The sequence below is a fragment of the Paenibacillus glycinis genome, from assembly GCF_009909185.1.
GTDB classification, from domain to species: Bacteria; Bacillota; Bacilli; order Paenibacillales; family Paenibacillaceae; genus Paenibacillus_Z; species Paenibacillus_Z glycinis.
This window is the reverse complement of the sequence record NZ_JAAAMV010000001.1, coordinates 800070-813778: the sequence shown is the minus strand read 5'-3', so window position 1 is coordinate 813778 and position 13709 is coordinate 800070. Positions and strand designations below refer to the sequence as shown.

11 protein-coding genes are annotated in these 13709 nt (G+C 59.4%); all 11 read left to right on the top strand.

From position 1 onward, the window contains the following. Nucleotides 1–4 precede the first annotated feature (4 nt). The 11 genes from GT019_RS03750 to GT019_RS03700 all read left to right on the top strand — a co-directional run bounded on the left by GT019_RS03750 (nt 5) and on the right by GT019_RS03700 (nt 13696). Nucleotides 5–868, top strand: coding sequence for an ABC transporter permease (locus tag GT019_RS03750; RefSeq protein WP_161741307.1), 864 nt, complete (start codon nt 5–7; stop codon nt 866–868). 13 nt (nt 869–881) lie between these two features. Further along, complete coding sequence (locus GT019_RS03745) at nt 882–1883, top strand: ABC transporter ATP-binding protein (protein ID WP_161741305.1); 1002 nt, start codon at nt 882–884, stop codon at nt 1881–1883. Beyond that, the gene (locus tag GT019_RS03740; protein ID WP_161741303.1) at nt 1852–2694 is read left to right on the top strand and encodes an ABC transporter ATP-binding protein; all 843 of its coding nucleotides are present in this window, start codon (nt 1852–1854) and stop codon (nt 2692–2694) included. The genes GT019_RS03745 and GT019_RS03740 overlap by 32 nt, the downstream gene beginning before the upstream one ends. 3 nt (nt 2695–2697) lie before the next feature. Continuing rightward, a complete protein-coding gene (locus GT019_RS03735; RefSeq protein WP_161741301.1) occupies nt 2698–3795 on the top strand; it encodes a formylglycine-generating enzyme family protein in 1098 nt (365 codons plus the stop codon). A gap of 20 nt (nt 3796–3815) precedes the next feature. Then, the gene (locus GT019_RS03730) at nt 3816–5591 is read left to right on the top strand and encodes a sulfatase (RefSeq protein ID WP_161741299.1); all 1776 of its coding nucleotides are present in this window, start codon (nt 3816–3818) and stop codon (nt 5589–5591) included. 234 nt (nt 5592–5825) lie between these two features. Then, the gene (locus GT019_RS03725; protein WP_161741297.1) at nt 5826–7691 is read left to right on the top strand and encodes an RCC1 domain-containing protein; all 1866 of its coding nucleotides are present in this window, start codon (nt 5826–5828) and stop codon (nt 7689–7691) included. A 283-nt stretch (nt 7692–7974) separates the two neighbouring features. After that, nucleotides 7975–9033, top strand: coding sequence for a carbohydrate ABC transporter permease (locus tag GT019_RS03720; protein WP_161741295.1), 1059 nt, complete (start codon nt 7975–7977; stop codon nt 9031–9033). Between the two features lie 15 nt (nt 9034–9048). Then, nucleotides 9049–9948 (top strand): carbohydrate ABC transporter permease, encoded by a 900-nt coding sequence (locus tag GT019_RS03715; RefSeq protein WP_161741293.1) that lies wholly within the window; start codon nt 9049–9051, stop codon nt 9946–9948. A gap of 30 nt (nt 9949–9978) precedes the next feature. Then, nucleotides 9979–10803 carry an HAD family hydrolase gene (locus tag GT019_RS03710; RefSeq protein WP_235946810.1) on the top strand — a complete coding sequence of 275 codons (825 nt, stop codon included), beginning with the start codon at nt 9979–9981 and terminating at the stop codon, nt 10801–10803. A gap of 26 nt (nt 10804–10829) precedes the next feature. Beyond that, nucleotides 10830–12245 (top strand): MBL fold metallo-hydrolase, encoded by a 1416-nt coding sequence (locus GT019_RS03705; protein WP_161741289.1) that lies wholly within the window; start codon nt 10830–10832, stop codon nt 12243–12245. A gap of 14 nt (nt 12246–12259) precedes the next feature. Then, nucleotides 12260–13696, top strand: coding sequence for an ABC transporter substrate-binding protein (locus GT019_RS03700; protein ID WP_161741287.1), 1437 nt, complete (start codon nt 12260–12262; stop codon nt 13694–13696). Nucleotides 13697–13709: the final 13 nt, after the last annotated feature.

Sequence of the window (13709 nt, the reverse complement as noted above, 5' to 3'; positions counted from 1 at the left end):
TGCAATGAAGGCCAAATCGGCATCGGCTGCGGGTGCCTCCGGGCACAATGCCAAGCAGCTGGCGGGACTCGCGATCCTCGCGTTTTTTGCCGCCGCGGCGTTTATCGGACCGCGGCTAGCCCCTTATCCCAAGAACGATATCGATTTCGAGGCGTGGCTCAAGCCGTCCATGAAGCACCTGCTCGGTACGGACAGCTATGGCCAGGACGTATTCGCCCAGCTGATATACGGCACGCATACCTCGTTCCTGGTCGGCATTCTGGCGGGCGCGATAACGACGGTCATCGGCGTTCTGGTCGGCCTCACCGCGGGCTTCTACCGCAAATGGGTGAGCGATGCCTTGATGTTCGTCGTGGACCTGCTGCTCATCATTCCCGTGATGGCGCTGATGATCATATTGGCTTCGTTCCTGCCCTCGATGGGGCTGACGAGCATTATTCTCGTCATCGGCCTGCTAAGCTGGCTCTACATGGCGCGCAGCATCCGCAGCCAGACGCTGTCGGAGCGGCAGCGCGGGTACGTGGAGGCGGCCAGGGTCGTCGGGATGAGCAACGCCGAGATCATGATCAAGGAAATACTGCCGAACCTGTTTCCGATCATCGCGGCGAACCTGGTCAGCGTGACGACGCAGGCGGTATTGGCGGAAGCCGGGCTCAGCTTCCTCGGCATCGGCGATCCGCGGAGCGTAAGCTGGGGCACGATTCTGGCGCTGGCGCACAGCAACAACGCGATCATGTACGACGCGTGGTGGTGGATCGTTCCGCCGGGCCTTGCCATCGCGCTCTTCTGCTTCGGATTCGTCCTGCTGGGCAACGGGACGCTGGAGCGTTATCGGGCCAAACGCGGCGCGCAGCAGCATTTTTCATAGGAGGTGCAACCAGATGAGCTTATTGGAGGTTACGGATCTGCAAGTCGAGTACGCTTCGCCGCGAGGCGCGTTCAAGGCGGTCGACGGCGTCAGCTTCTCCATCGAACGCGGAGAAATCTTCGGCCTGGCGGGCGAGTCCGGCTGCGGCAAATCGACGACGGCCTTCGGCATCAGCCGGCTGCTGCGTCCTCCGGCCCGATTGGCGGGAGGACGCGTTCTGTTCGACGGGCAGGAATTGACCGGCATGCCCGAGCTTGCGTTTCAAGCTTTTCGCTGGTCGCGGATGTCGGTCGTGCTGCAGAGCGCGATGAACAACCTGAACCCGGTCATGCGCGTCGGCAGCCAGCTGACGGACGTGATACTCGCGCATGAACCCGGCACCTCCGCGCGCGATGCCTGGAGCCGGGCGGAATCGCTGCTTGCGCTGGTGGAGCTCCCGGCAGACAGGCTGCGGAGTTATCCGCACGAGCTCTCCGGCGGCATGCGGCAGCGGGTCGTGATCGCGATGTCGCTCGCGCTGCGGCCGGATCTGATCATCATGGACGAGCCGACGACCGCGCTCGACGTGGTGACGCAGCAGGGCATCGTGAGACGAATCGTCGAACTGAAGAAGGAGCTCGGCTTCGCCGTGCTGTTCATCACGCATGATCTGCCCCTGATGCTGGAGATCTGCGACCGCATCGGCATCATGTACGCGGGCAAAATGGCCGAGATCGGCCGCGCCGACCGGCTGCTTCGCGGGGCGAGGCATCCGTATACGCAAGGGCTGCTGCGCGCGTTCCCTTCGTTGACGGGGCCGAAGGTTCGGATTGCCGGCATACCCGGTTCGCCGCCGGATCTGGTCTCGCCACCCGCGGGCTGCCGATTTCAGCCCCGCTGCGCGCACGCGGTCGCGGCGTGTTCGGCTGCGCAGCCGGCCATGACGGCGGCGGACGCCGGAGGCAGCGTCGCCTGCCATTTATATGAAACGGAGGAGGCCGGCCATGAACCCGTTGCTGCAAGTCGACAGCGTTAGCAAAGTATTCGAATCCGGTTCTTTTCTGCGGAAGAAGCGGTTCACGGCCGTCAACGACGTGAGCTTTACCTTGAGCAAGGGCGAGGTGCTGGCCATCGTCGGCGAATCCGGCAGCGGCAAGAGCACGCTTGCCCGCATGATCGTCAATTTGATTCCGGCCACGAAGGGCAGGATTCTGCTCGAGGGCAGCGAGGTCGGCAGCAAATCGCGGAGCCGCAAGTCCGTCGCCCGGGAGCTGCAGATGATTTTCCAGGATCCGTTCGAAACGATGAATCCCAATCATCGCGTCCACGACGTCGTCGGACGGCCGCTCCGATTGCACGGCGCGACAGGCGATATTCGGGAGCAGGTGCTCGCGCTGCTGCGCAAGGTCGGCTTGACGCCGGCGGAGGATTATATCGATAAATACGCCTCCCAGCTCTCGGGCGGGCAGAAGCAGCGGGTCATGATCGCCAGAGCGCTGGGCATTAACCCGCGCGTCCTGGTCGCCGACGAGCCGACCTCCATGCTGGACGTATCCATCGGCATCGATATTATGAATTTGATGCTCGATCTGAAGCAGGATTACGATCTCGCTTTGATCTGGATTACGCATAATCTGGGAAGCGCGCGCTACATGTCGGACCGCATGCTGATCATGAACGGCGGGCGGATCGTCGAAAGCGGGGATACCGAGGCGATTATCGCCGCTCCGCGGCATGCCTACACCCGTACGCTGCTGGAGGCATCGCCCGATCCGTGGCGACGGCAAGAACTCGGAGACGCGGCACGGTCACCGGCCGGTACGGCCGAATTTCCGCGGGAGGAATAACGGATGAACATCGAACGGAAACGTACGCCGCATGGGCCCGGCGCGCATGAGGATCAAGCCGAGCGGAACGCTTCGCCGCGGCAAGCGGCGGTCGATCGGGCGCACGCGGCAATAGGAGCGAGCTGCTGCTGCCAAGCCGGCCGCGGCCGGGAAGAAGGACCGCCTGCCAAACAAGCGCGAGCCGCATTCGATACGCGCGCGAGATCGGGCCGAAGTCCCCATGAAGGCATGATCCGGCTGGAAGGCGGGTCGTTTCTAATGGGCACGGACGATCGGGAAGGATTTCCCGCGGACGGGGAAGGACCCGTTCGACCGGTAAAGCTGGACCCGTTCTATATCGCGCCGCATGCCGTAACCAATGCCGAGTTCGCGGAATTCGTCCGGGATACCGGCTACGTCACGGAAGCCGAGGCGTTCGGATGGTCCTATGTCTTTCATCTCTTCGTTGCCGAGAAGGCGGCGGGGGATGTCCGCGGCACGGTTCAGAGAGCCCCGTGGTGGCGGGCGGTGGAAGGCGCCGGCTGGCGCTGCCCGGAAGGTCGAGGCTCCGCGATCGGCGATCGGATGCATCATCCGGTGGTCCATGTTTCGTGGAACGATGCGCAGGCGTTCTGCCGCTGGGCCGGCAAGCGGCTGCCGAGCGAAGCGGAGTGGGAATACGCCGCCCGCGGCGGGCTGGTCCGGAAGCGCTACCCGTGGGGCGATCTGCTGAAGCCGGACGGGGAGCACCGCTGCAACATCTGGCAGGGGAAATTTCCGGCGAAAAACAACGCGTCCGACGGGTACGAAGGCACTGCGCCCGTCGATGCTTACGCCCCCAACGGGTATGGCCTGTACAACATGGTCGGCAATGTCTGGGAGTGGTGCTCGGATTGGTTCAGCCCGTCGTCGCCGCTGAACGACCCGCCGGCCAATCCGCAAGGTCCCCGCACGGGGGCGGCCCGGTCGACGCGCGGCGGTTCCTACCTCTGTCACGCCTCGTATTGCAACCGCTACCGCGTCGCCGCGCGGAGCTCCAACAGCCCGGACAGCTCGGCTGGCAATCTGGGCTTCCGCGTAGCGGCCGGCGAGGTTCCCGCGAGAATACCGACGCCAATTTGACATTCGAGAGGGGCAAAGAAATGAAGGCTGTAATGGTCATGTTCGATTCCTTAAACCGGCATATGCTGCCGAATTACGGCGGCGAATGGCTGCGGGCGCCGAACTTCGGGCGGCTCTCGGAGAAGACCGTGACGTTCGACAACTGTTATGCGGGGAGCTTGCCCTGCATGCCGGCTCGCAGGGAGCTCCATACCGGGCGACATAATTTCCTGCATCGCAGTTGGGGACCGCTGGAGCCTTACGACGATTCCATGGTCGATATTTTGCGCCGCAAAGGAATATACACGCATCTGGCGACGGATCATACGCATTATTTCGAAGACGGCGGAGCGACGTACCATACGCGGTTCAACACGTGGGAATACGCGAGGGGCCAGGAAGGCGATCCCTGGAAGGGCAACGTACGGGACCCTCACATTCCGGAGTCGCTGTCCGGTCCCAAGATCGGCGGGTTATGGCGACAGGATTGGGTAAACCGCGCCTATCTGGATTCGGAAGAGAAGCAGCCCCTTGCGGTCACCTTCGCCAATGGCATCGAATTTATCGAAACGAACCTGTCCCAGGATAATTGGTTTCTCCAGATCGAAGCCTTCGATCCCCATGAGCCGTTCTTCACGCAGCAGAAGTACAAGGACCTCTACCCGCATGCCTATGACGGCAAGCACTTCGATTGGCCGGATTACGGCAGGGTCACGCAGCAGCCGGAGGAGATCCGTCATGCGATCTACGAATATGCGGCCCTGGTCAGCATGTGCGACGTTTATCTCGGCCGCGTGCTGGACCTGTTCGACCGGCATGATCTCTGGCGGGATACGATGCTCATCGTGAACACCGACCACGGCTTCCTGCTCGGCGAGCATGCTTGGTGGGGCAAAAACATCCAGCCGTTCTATAACGAGATCGCGCGGCTGCCGCTCTTCGTCTGGGATCCCCGGAGCGGAGCGAGAGGCGAGCGCAGCGCCGCGCTGGCGCAAACGATCGATATCGCGCCGACGCTGCTCGAATTCTTCGGGGCGGAGCTTCCGCCGGATATGCTGGGCAAACCGCTCGGCGGAGCCATCGGCTCCGACGGCCGGGCGCCGTTACGGGAAGCCGCCTTGTTCGGCATGCACGGCGGCCATATCAACGTGACGGACGGCAGATACGTCTACATGAGGGCGCCGCAGAGCTTCGACAACGGCCCGCTCCTTGAATACACGCTCATGCCGACCCATATGCACAACCGGTTCGACGTGAAGGAGCTGTCCGATCTCCGGCTGCGCGAGCCGTTTTCGTTCACGAAAGGCTGCCGCACGCTGGAAATTCCCGCGCATACGTTCATCAATCCGTACGTGCACGGCACGCTGCTGTTCGACTTGGAGCTCGATCCGAAGCAGTCATCGCCAATCGAGGATACGGCCGTCGAGGCAAGGATGATCAGGCTGATGGCGGAGTTGATGCGCGAGAACGACGCGCCGCGGGAGCAATTCGAGCGGATCGGCATTCCGGTCGACGGCATCGTGGGCGAAGCGGCGCTTCGGCAGGAGAAAGAGGCTCGGCGGCAGCATCGGGAAGTCGGCCTGGGTCTCGGCGAAGCATGGACGGAGGGCGGCAGGGACGCTTATTTCGCGCTTCGCTGCTTCATGCCGGAGGAGATAAGGGCTCCGCTGCAGGATGGCTTGACCCGTTATGTTCAACTCGCCGGCATCACGCGGATCGACGAGACGGCAATCGTGGATTGGGCCGCGTCGCTCGGCCCCCAAGGCCGGCAAATGCTCGCGGTACTCAAGCGGTTTGTGTTGTCGGACGGGGAATAGGCGCGCGTCGAGAAATGCAATGACTGAACCCTATGCATAAGCTGCTCCCGGTAGGCAACCGGAAGCAGCTTTTTGCTTTCCCGGACGGGTGCGCAAGCCAGAGCTGAAGCGGATTTCGGGCATGAACTCGCACAATATCCGAATTTTGGATGATTTGTTATTAATAGTGCGACGGGCGCATTTATAGATTCAGGTAATGTGGTAGATTAAAGCTAAAAAAACGGAGGAAGATGCATGAGAGGATGGTTAATGCTTCTGGTTTGCGTAATGTTGCTGCCGATATGGCTGCTGCCTTTCCATACGGCCGACGCGAAGGCCGCTTCCGCGGCGTCGACGGAAGATCCGAATGCCGGCGTAACGATGGCAGCATCGGGAGGAGGCCATACGCTCGCGCTAAAAAAAGAAGGAACCGTATGGGCATGGGGAAACAACGCATACGGCCAATTGGGTTATGGAAGTTCATCGGAAGGAAGCAAGATGCCGGTTCAAGTGCAGGGTCTTGATTCGGTTATCGCCATTTCTGCGGGTTCCGAGCACAGTTTGGCGCTGAAAAGCGACGGAACCGTTTGGGCGTGGGGAAGCAATGCGAGCGGCCAACTGGGCGATGGAAGCACGATGTTTAAAAGTTCTTCCCCCGTTCAAGTTGCCAATCTTAGCTCCGCGGTTGCCATTGCCGCAGGAATCGATCATAATCTGGCGGTTCTAAGCGATGGAACGGTCTGGGCGTGGGGAGCGAATGCGTTCGGCTCCCTAGGCGACGGAAGCCGGATAGACCGCAATGCTCCGGTACAAGTGCAAGGTCTCGGTTCGGTCACCGATGTCGCTGCGGGTAATCGCCACAGTATGGCACTTACAAGCGACGGAACCGTCTGGGCGTGGGGAAACAACGGAGGCGGCGAACTGGGCGACGGAACCGCGACAGACCGTTATACGCCGGTTCAAGTGAAGGATCTCGGCTCGGTAATCGACATTGCCGCAGGGTCTTCCAACGGTTTCTCGCATAGCATGGCATTGAAAAGCGACGGGACTGTCTGGGCGTGGGGTAATAATTACGCCGGCAAGCTCGGCGATGGAACGACGACCGGCAGTTCTACGCCTATTCAGGTAACCCATCTCGATTCAGTGACCGCCATCGCCGCGGGCGGCGATCATAGTATGGCGCTGAAAAGCGACGGAACCGTTTGGGCGTGGGGAGAAAATCATTTTGGCCAACTGGGAAACGGAAGCTCGACCAACCGTTCTTCGCCCGTTCAGGTAACCCGGCTCGATTCGGTGTCCGCCATCGCGGCAGGCGCATCCAGTTTGGCGGTAAGAACCGATGGAACCGTTTGGGGATGGGGTCTAAACGGGAATGGGCAGCTCGGCGACGGAACCACGACCGCTCAATATACGCCCGTTCAAGTTCAAGGAGCTTGGTTAGCCGTTCCCATGGCGCCGCAGTGGCCTCAGGGCGACGCGCTGACGGTGACCGACGTGACCTCTACTGGCGTGCGTCTGAACTGGAAACCGGCCATAGACCAAACGGGCGTAGACAAGTACTTGGTCTACCGCACCGCGTTCGAACTGCTGGCTACCTTGAATGGGGACGCGAACAGCTATGAAGTAAAGGGGCTGTCTCCGGAATCCACCTACACCCTTTCCGTGGTTGCGGTCGATGCGGACGGCAATCAAAGCGAGAAGAAAGAGCTAACTTTCACGACGGCACCCGTTGCGGCGCCCGGCATTTTTCGGCTTTCCGATTCCAAAACGTATTCGGACGGCTGGACAACTTACGAGTATGCGTTGTATTACGGGTACGTTTCATCGCCAGGCCAAGTGTTGAGCGGATCTTGGACGCCTCCCGAAGGTTATCACGGGCTCATTACGGTCTCGATGATTTCGCCGGATGGGGAAAATGTCGATCTTAGTCTGCAGACCGTCGACAAGGAATACCGCTCGCCGAGACCGACATCGCAACTTCCGGACGGTACCGAGTACAGCCGAGCCGGCGTGCCCGTCGGCAGCACCGCGGTTTGGCAGGTTAAAGGACATACCGAGCATGACTATAGCCCGGATCAGAAAGTGTTCCTATATGTGTCTATCGCCTACGACAATCACTAGCTGCCATGCGGCGTTTTTTGGAGCAAAGCGCCAAGCCGCCGCTCGATCCAAACGCAATATCCTTTGCGGCCCGACCTTATTATCCGGTCGGGCTTTTTGATGTCCGCTGGAAATAAATGATGGAAATAGATGACCGTTTCATCCACGAAGCATGACCGTTTTTAATAAAATACTGCGGAAAATGATTAAAACACGACATAAAGTCAACAAATCATTAACTTCGACCTGATTTTCGACGTATGCTTCCCCGCTACACTTGTACTAAGCGAGGAGGGAACACAACATGGAACAGACCAAGGAAACGAGTTTGCCGCGAAAACCGATCTTCGCGAAGAAGCGGGCCTCCAAGTTCGCCCGGAAACAAGCTTGGACCGGATTCGCCTACGCGGCTCCGGCATTGCTGCTGCTCCTGGTTTTCCGTTTTTGGCCGATGGCGTTCGGCGCTTGGATCAGCTTATGGAAATGGGGCTTCGTGCCCGATAAGTTCATCGGGTTCGGAAATTTCGCCAAAATCTTCGAAGAAGGCCTGTTGTACAAGGATGCGTTGCTGGGCTGGCAGTTCGGTCCGATCGCCAACAGCTTGATGGTCACGGTGTATTATGCGATCGGAACCATCCCGATTTCGATCTTCCTGTCGTTCTTGCTAGCCTATTTTCTCTTTCAAAAGATAAAGGGCAAGGGCATCCTGCGAACGGTCTTCTTCATCCCGTACATCACTTCGCAAGTCGCGGCCGGCCTGGTCTTCAAATGGATCTTCCATACGAACGTCGGCGTCGCCAACGCGGCACTGAAGTCCGTCGGCCTGCAGCCGCAAGATTGGTTATCCGATCCGGATCCCTTGTTCGTGCATGTCGCGGCCGCGTTCGGCGGGACATGGCCTTCCTCGATCCCGACCGCGCTTGCCGGGCCGTCTTACGCGCTGATCGTCATCATGCTCTTTACGATCTGGTCCAGCATCGGGTTCAATATCGTGATCTTCCTGGCGGGCATGGGCAGCGTATCGCCCGAATTGTACGAGGCTGCCAGAATCGACGGAGCCGGAACGGCAAGAATCATGCGCCATGTCACGTGGCCGTTGTTATCGCCGATGGTGTTCCTGCTCTCGATCATCTCGGTCATCGGCTCCTTCGAATCGTTTAACGCGTTCTATATCATCAGCGGCGGCGAAGGCGGCCCGCTCGGCACGACGATGTCGTTGCCGCTGTATATCTTCAGAACGTTCTACGTCTACGGCCAGGTCGGTTACGCGTCGGCGATCTCGATGTTCTTGTTCGCGATCATATTGCTGCTGACATGGGTGCAGTACAAGTACGGCGAGAAACGGGTTCACTACCTACGATAAAAGGAGGATGCCGCGATGAATGCGGAACGTTTCAACTTCTCTCAGCTCAGCTCCCGCTTCTTGTGGGGGATCGTCACCGTCATCGTCCTGCTGCTGGCTGCGCTGGTGCTGTTTCCGTTCTTGTGGATGCTCTTGACGTCCTTCAAAACGGCGGACGAAATCAATCTGATGCCGCCGGATTTTTTCCCCCATGCGTGGATGGTCAAAAATTACGCGGAGGCTTGGATGAAGCCGGAGTCGACGTTCGCCCGATACTTCTGGAACACGATCGTCGTCGCCGGACTCGGAACGGCGCTGCAGCTGATCATCTGCGTTCCGATCGCGTACGCCATCTCGCATTTCGCGTTCAAAGGCAGAGGAGTCATCTTCATGCTCGTCGTGGCGACCATGATGATTCCGTACGATATTACGCTGGTGCCTAATTTCGTGACGCTTCGCCATATTCCGTTCGCCGGCGGCAACGATTGGGCGGGCGCGGGCGGGAAGGGCTTCTACGATAGCTATATGGGCATCCTGCTGCCTTACTTGGCGGATGCGTTCTCCATCTTCCTGTTGAGACAAGCGTTCCTGTCCGTGCCCAAAGACTACTGGGAGGCGTCGCAGGTGGACGGCATGTCCAGCTTCCGCTACCTGTATTCGGTCTTGATCCCGTTGTCCGCCTCGAGTCTGGTGACCGCCGGCCTGCTCGGCTTCATCGGCAAGTGGAACGCGGTGTCCTGGCCGCTCATCATTACTTCCACGGAAGCGATTCGTCCGCTGCAAGTCGGACTGCTCTACTTCGTCAGCGAGAACGGATCAAGGTACCACGAGCTCATGGCGGCCGCGACGTTTACCGTGCTGCCGATCGTGCTGCTGTACTTCGCGGCGCAGCGCTGGTTTCATTCCGGTATCGCCGCCTCGGGCATTAAAGGCTAACACGACAAGGAGACGACGTCATTGGAATGGATGAAAGAAATTCGGGTGCTGGTATTCGATTTGGACGGCACGTTATATCAGGACGAGAACTTCATAAGACCTTATTTGACTTACTTGTTTCAAGACGGCGACGAATCGGTCGTGTCGAGATGGCAAACCGAAACGGAGCGGATCTTGAAAGGCGAGCATCCCGTCAAAGTCGGGCATTTCTTCAGCAAAGCCCATAAATCCGGCGTTCGGCACAAAGACGGACAGCCGCTCTCGCTCTACGACTGGGAAGGCATGGACGTGGAGCATCCGATCGAGAGCCTCCGGCATTCCGAGGGCGAGATGCACTACATCGGAGACTCGTGGGGCGTTCTCGGCGCCATCGCGGAGCTTGTCGGCATTCCGCCCGCGGTACGCTCGCAAGCCTTCCTGAGCGTTCGCCGCGATATGATCGGCAATCTGAACTCCATCACGCCGCACGAGGGGGTCAATGCCGCGATTCGCGGACTGAAGTCGATCCGCCACAAATTGCTCATGACCAATTCTCCCGAAGAAGCGGCAGTCGGTTTCGTGGCCAAGCTGGGGCTGGAGAACGCGTTCGATACGGTTGTCTACGGAGGGAACAAGCCCGACGGATTAATCGAGTACTTGCGGCGCTACATGAACGAAAACGGGATCGCGCCGGGTCAAATCGCTTCGATCGGCGACAACGCTTGGAACGAACTGTATCCGATCAAGCGGATGGGGGGGCGCACCGTGTTGGTCTCCCGCTACGAAACCCATGACGAGGAAGCTTGGGATCTGCGAATCCGCACGTTGGACGAACTGGCCGCTTTCCTATTGCAACTCGAAAGCGACCCAGAATAATCATGCAAGATGGAGGAGGAGTTACGTTGGCAACGGAGGATCGATTAACGTTTTACAGCGGCCTGCATACGATCGGCGGCGTACAAATCGTTTACGGGCACGAGAACACGGGATTCGTGTTCGATCTTGGACTCGCGATGCGGGGAATGCTGGGTGAGCACATCAAGACGAAGGCGCCGGAAGGCGCGCGCCATTACATGCTGACCCGTTCGGCTCCGCCGCTGCTGAATCTTTACCCGCCGGAAGCGACCGAAGGGCTGACGCTTCCGCAGCTGCGGGAAGTCTGGAAGCGCGAGGAGCTGCCGCAATACGACAACCTGCGCGTCTTCGTCAGCCATATCCATCAGGACCATATGGCGCTGCTGCCGTACGTTGCCGAAGGGACGCCGATCTATATGAGCCGGGACGCTTACGCCGTCTATCGGGCGGTCGTCGCTTCGGGCGAATACGGCGATACCAAGGGAACGATCATCGCGCTCGACGATCTGCAGGAGATCGCGCTCGACGACGAAGGCAAGGCGCGGCTGAAGATCATCGAGGTCGATCACGATTCGCCGGGATGTTCCGGCTTTATCCTGACGACCGCTTCCGGAGCGAAGATCGGCTTCACCGCGGACTGGCGCCGTCACGGCCGGCACGCGTACCGGATGGATCGCTTCATCGCGCTGTGCCGGAGCGAGGCGGTCGACGTGCTGATCACCGAAGGGACGCGCTTCCGGGCGGACACGCTGTATCGCAAACCCGCGGATCGGCTCGAAACGGAGGTTGCGGCACGCTGCCGCGAAGTGATGGCGCAAGCCGAGGGGCTCGTGTACGTCAACATCTTGGCCAGAAACGTCGAGCGCTTCGCCGATCTGATCCTCGCCGCGAAGGATGCGGGCAGGACGCTCGCGATGGACGAGAGCACGGCCGCGTTCTGGTACGAGGCGAATCGGGTCGGCATCGCGGCGCTGACGGGACATCCGGCATTGACCTGCGCCGAAGACGTGATCCGCGTGCTGCCGACGTTAAACTCGCCGACGATCGAAGCCGGCCTGACGCTGCCGTATTCATCCGTCTCGATAGCCGACATCGTCGCGGACAAGCAGCGCTACTGCATGTACCTGCCGTATTACCAGCTGCCGGTCATGGCCGAGCTGGAGTGCGCGGGCGATCGGTCGCACGGCTCCCATTATGTCCATGCCGACGGCAATCCGCTCGTGCCGAACGACGAGATGCTGCATCGCTGGCTGACCGAATTCGGCGTTCAGTACCACTACTGCGCGACGGGCGGACATGCCGCGCCGCAAGAGATCGGCGAGCTGACGGAACGGATCCGGCCGAAGGTCGTCATACCGCTGCACAGCATGAACCCGACGTTGTTCGATAGCAGAGGCATCCCCCGTTTTTACCCGGCATACGGAGAAACGGTTCAAATAGATCAACTTATCGGCCAAAACTAGGAGGTATGGAAATCATGTTGTTCAATAAAAGATTTCGCACGGTTTTTGGGATGGTAACGGTCATGCTCGCATTGTCGGTCGTCTTGGCCGCATGCGGAGCGAGTAATACGAATTCGAACAATTCCGGTACCGCGAACGCGGGCGGCGCATCGACCTCCGATACCTCCCCGACGCCTACCGATACCGCCGATGCGCCGTCGGACAAGCCTGCCGGCATCGACATCGAGCTGGGCAAGGACGGCCCGGTGAAAATCGATTTCTGGCATATTCAAGCAACGGAATACGGCGAAGCGGTCAAAGACATCGTCGCGCAATTCAACAAAGCGTACGAAGGCAAAATCGTCGTGAACGAAGTGTTCCAAGGCTCGTATACGGAATTGAACCAGAAGCTGCGCGCGGCGCTGCAAGGCGGCGGACTTCCGGCGGTGGCGATGGCCAACGAGAGCGATATCCTGCAATATATGAAAGCCGACCAGATCGTTCAATTGGACGATTACATCAACGATCCGACCTATGGCTTGAAGCCGGAGGAAGTGAGCGACATTTTGCCGGCGATTCTCGATCGCCAGCGCGCCATCTATGACGGCAAGACGATGAGCTGGCCGCACGGCAATAGCTCGACGGGCATTTACTACAACAAAGACGTGCTAAAAAAAGCCGGCTATGACGCTCCGGCCAAAACATGGAAAGAGTTCGAACAGCAAGCGCTCGACATCTATAAGAAAACGGGCGTTCCGGCGCTGGTCATCGGCAACGGCACGGGCTACGGCTCGCATGCCTTTAACTTCATGACGGAATTGTCGTCTTACGGCATCGATCCCATCGCTCCGGATCTGTCCGGCGTGAACTTCGATAATCCGCAAGCGGCCGAATTGCTCGGGATTTACAAAAACCTGCTCGACCAAAAAGCGATCGTGGTCGCCGAAGACACGGAGCAAGAATTCACGAACGGCCGTGCCGCGATGGAGATCGGAACGACGGCCCGTACCACCTCGAAGCTCAATTTGATCAAGGATAAATTCCAATGGGGCATCACGTTGTTCCCGCAAGGCGACGCCGGCAAGCCGACTACGAACATCGGCGGAGGCAACCAAGTCCTGTTCAAAACCACGCCGGAGCAGCAGCTGGCCGGTTGGCTGTTCTTGAAATACTTTGCCGGCAAAGAAGGACAAGCCATCTACGGCGCGAAAACGGGCTATTTCCCCGCGACGTTGTCCTCCCAAGACGTCGACGTCCTGAAACAAGACTACGCGGCCAACCCGCAGAAGGCGCAAGCGTTCAAAGAAGTGTTCCCTTTCGGCAAAGCGCCGGTTGCCACGGCGGCGAGCAACGTGATCCAAGACGCGGTCAATACCGCGATCATGAACGTCTACTCGAACAAAGCGTCCGTCGCGGATGCCTTGAAGAGCCTCCAGGCGGAAGCCGCGAAGCTTTTGGCGGAGAACAAGTAAGCTTCAAATCCCC

Bases quoted from the DNA above. Each gene is read 5' to 3' on its own strand.
- GT019_RS03725 (WP_161741297.1), top strand. From the start codon at position 5,826: ATGAGAGGATGGTTAATGCTTCTGGTTTGCGTAATGTTGCTGCCGATA.
- GT019_RS03715 (WP_161741293.1), top strand. From the start codon at position 9,049: ATGAATGCGGAACGTTTCAACTTCTCTCAGCTCAGCTCCCGCTTCTTG.
- GT019_RS03750 (WP_161741307.1), top strand. From the start codon at position 5: ATGAAGGCCAAATCGGCATCGGCTGCGGGTGCCTCCGGGCACAATGCC.
- GT019_RS03740 (WP_161741303.1), top strand. From the start codon at position 1,852: ATGAACCCGTTGCTGCAAGTCGACAGCGTTAGCAAAGTATTCGAATCC.
- GT019_RS03700 (WP_161741287.1), top strand. From the start codon at position 12,260: ATGTTGTTCAATAAAAGATTTCGCACGGTTTTTGGGATGGTAACGGTC.
- GT019_RS03720 (WP_161741295.1), top strand. From the start codon at position 7,975: ATGGAACAGACCAAGGAAACGAGTTTGCCGCGAAAACCGATCTTCGCG.
- GT019_RS03710 (WP_235946810.1), top strand. From the start codon at position 9,979: ATGAAAGAAATTCGGGTGCTGGTATTCGATTTGGACGGCACGTTATAT.
- GT019_RS03735 (WP_161741301.1), top strand. From the start codon at position 2,698: ATGAACATCGAACGGAAACGTACGCCGCATGGGCCCGGCGCGCATGAG.
- GT019_RS03730 (WP_161741299.1), top strand. From the start codon at position 3,816: ATGAAGGCTGTAATGGTCATGTTCGATTCCTTAAACCGGCATATGCTG.
- GT019_RS03745 (WP_161741305.1), top strand. From the start codon at position 882: ATGAGCTTATTGGAGGTTACGGATCTGCAAGTCGAGTACGCTTCGCCG.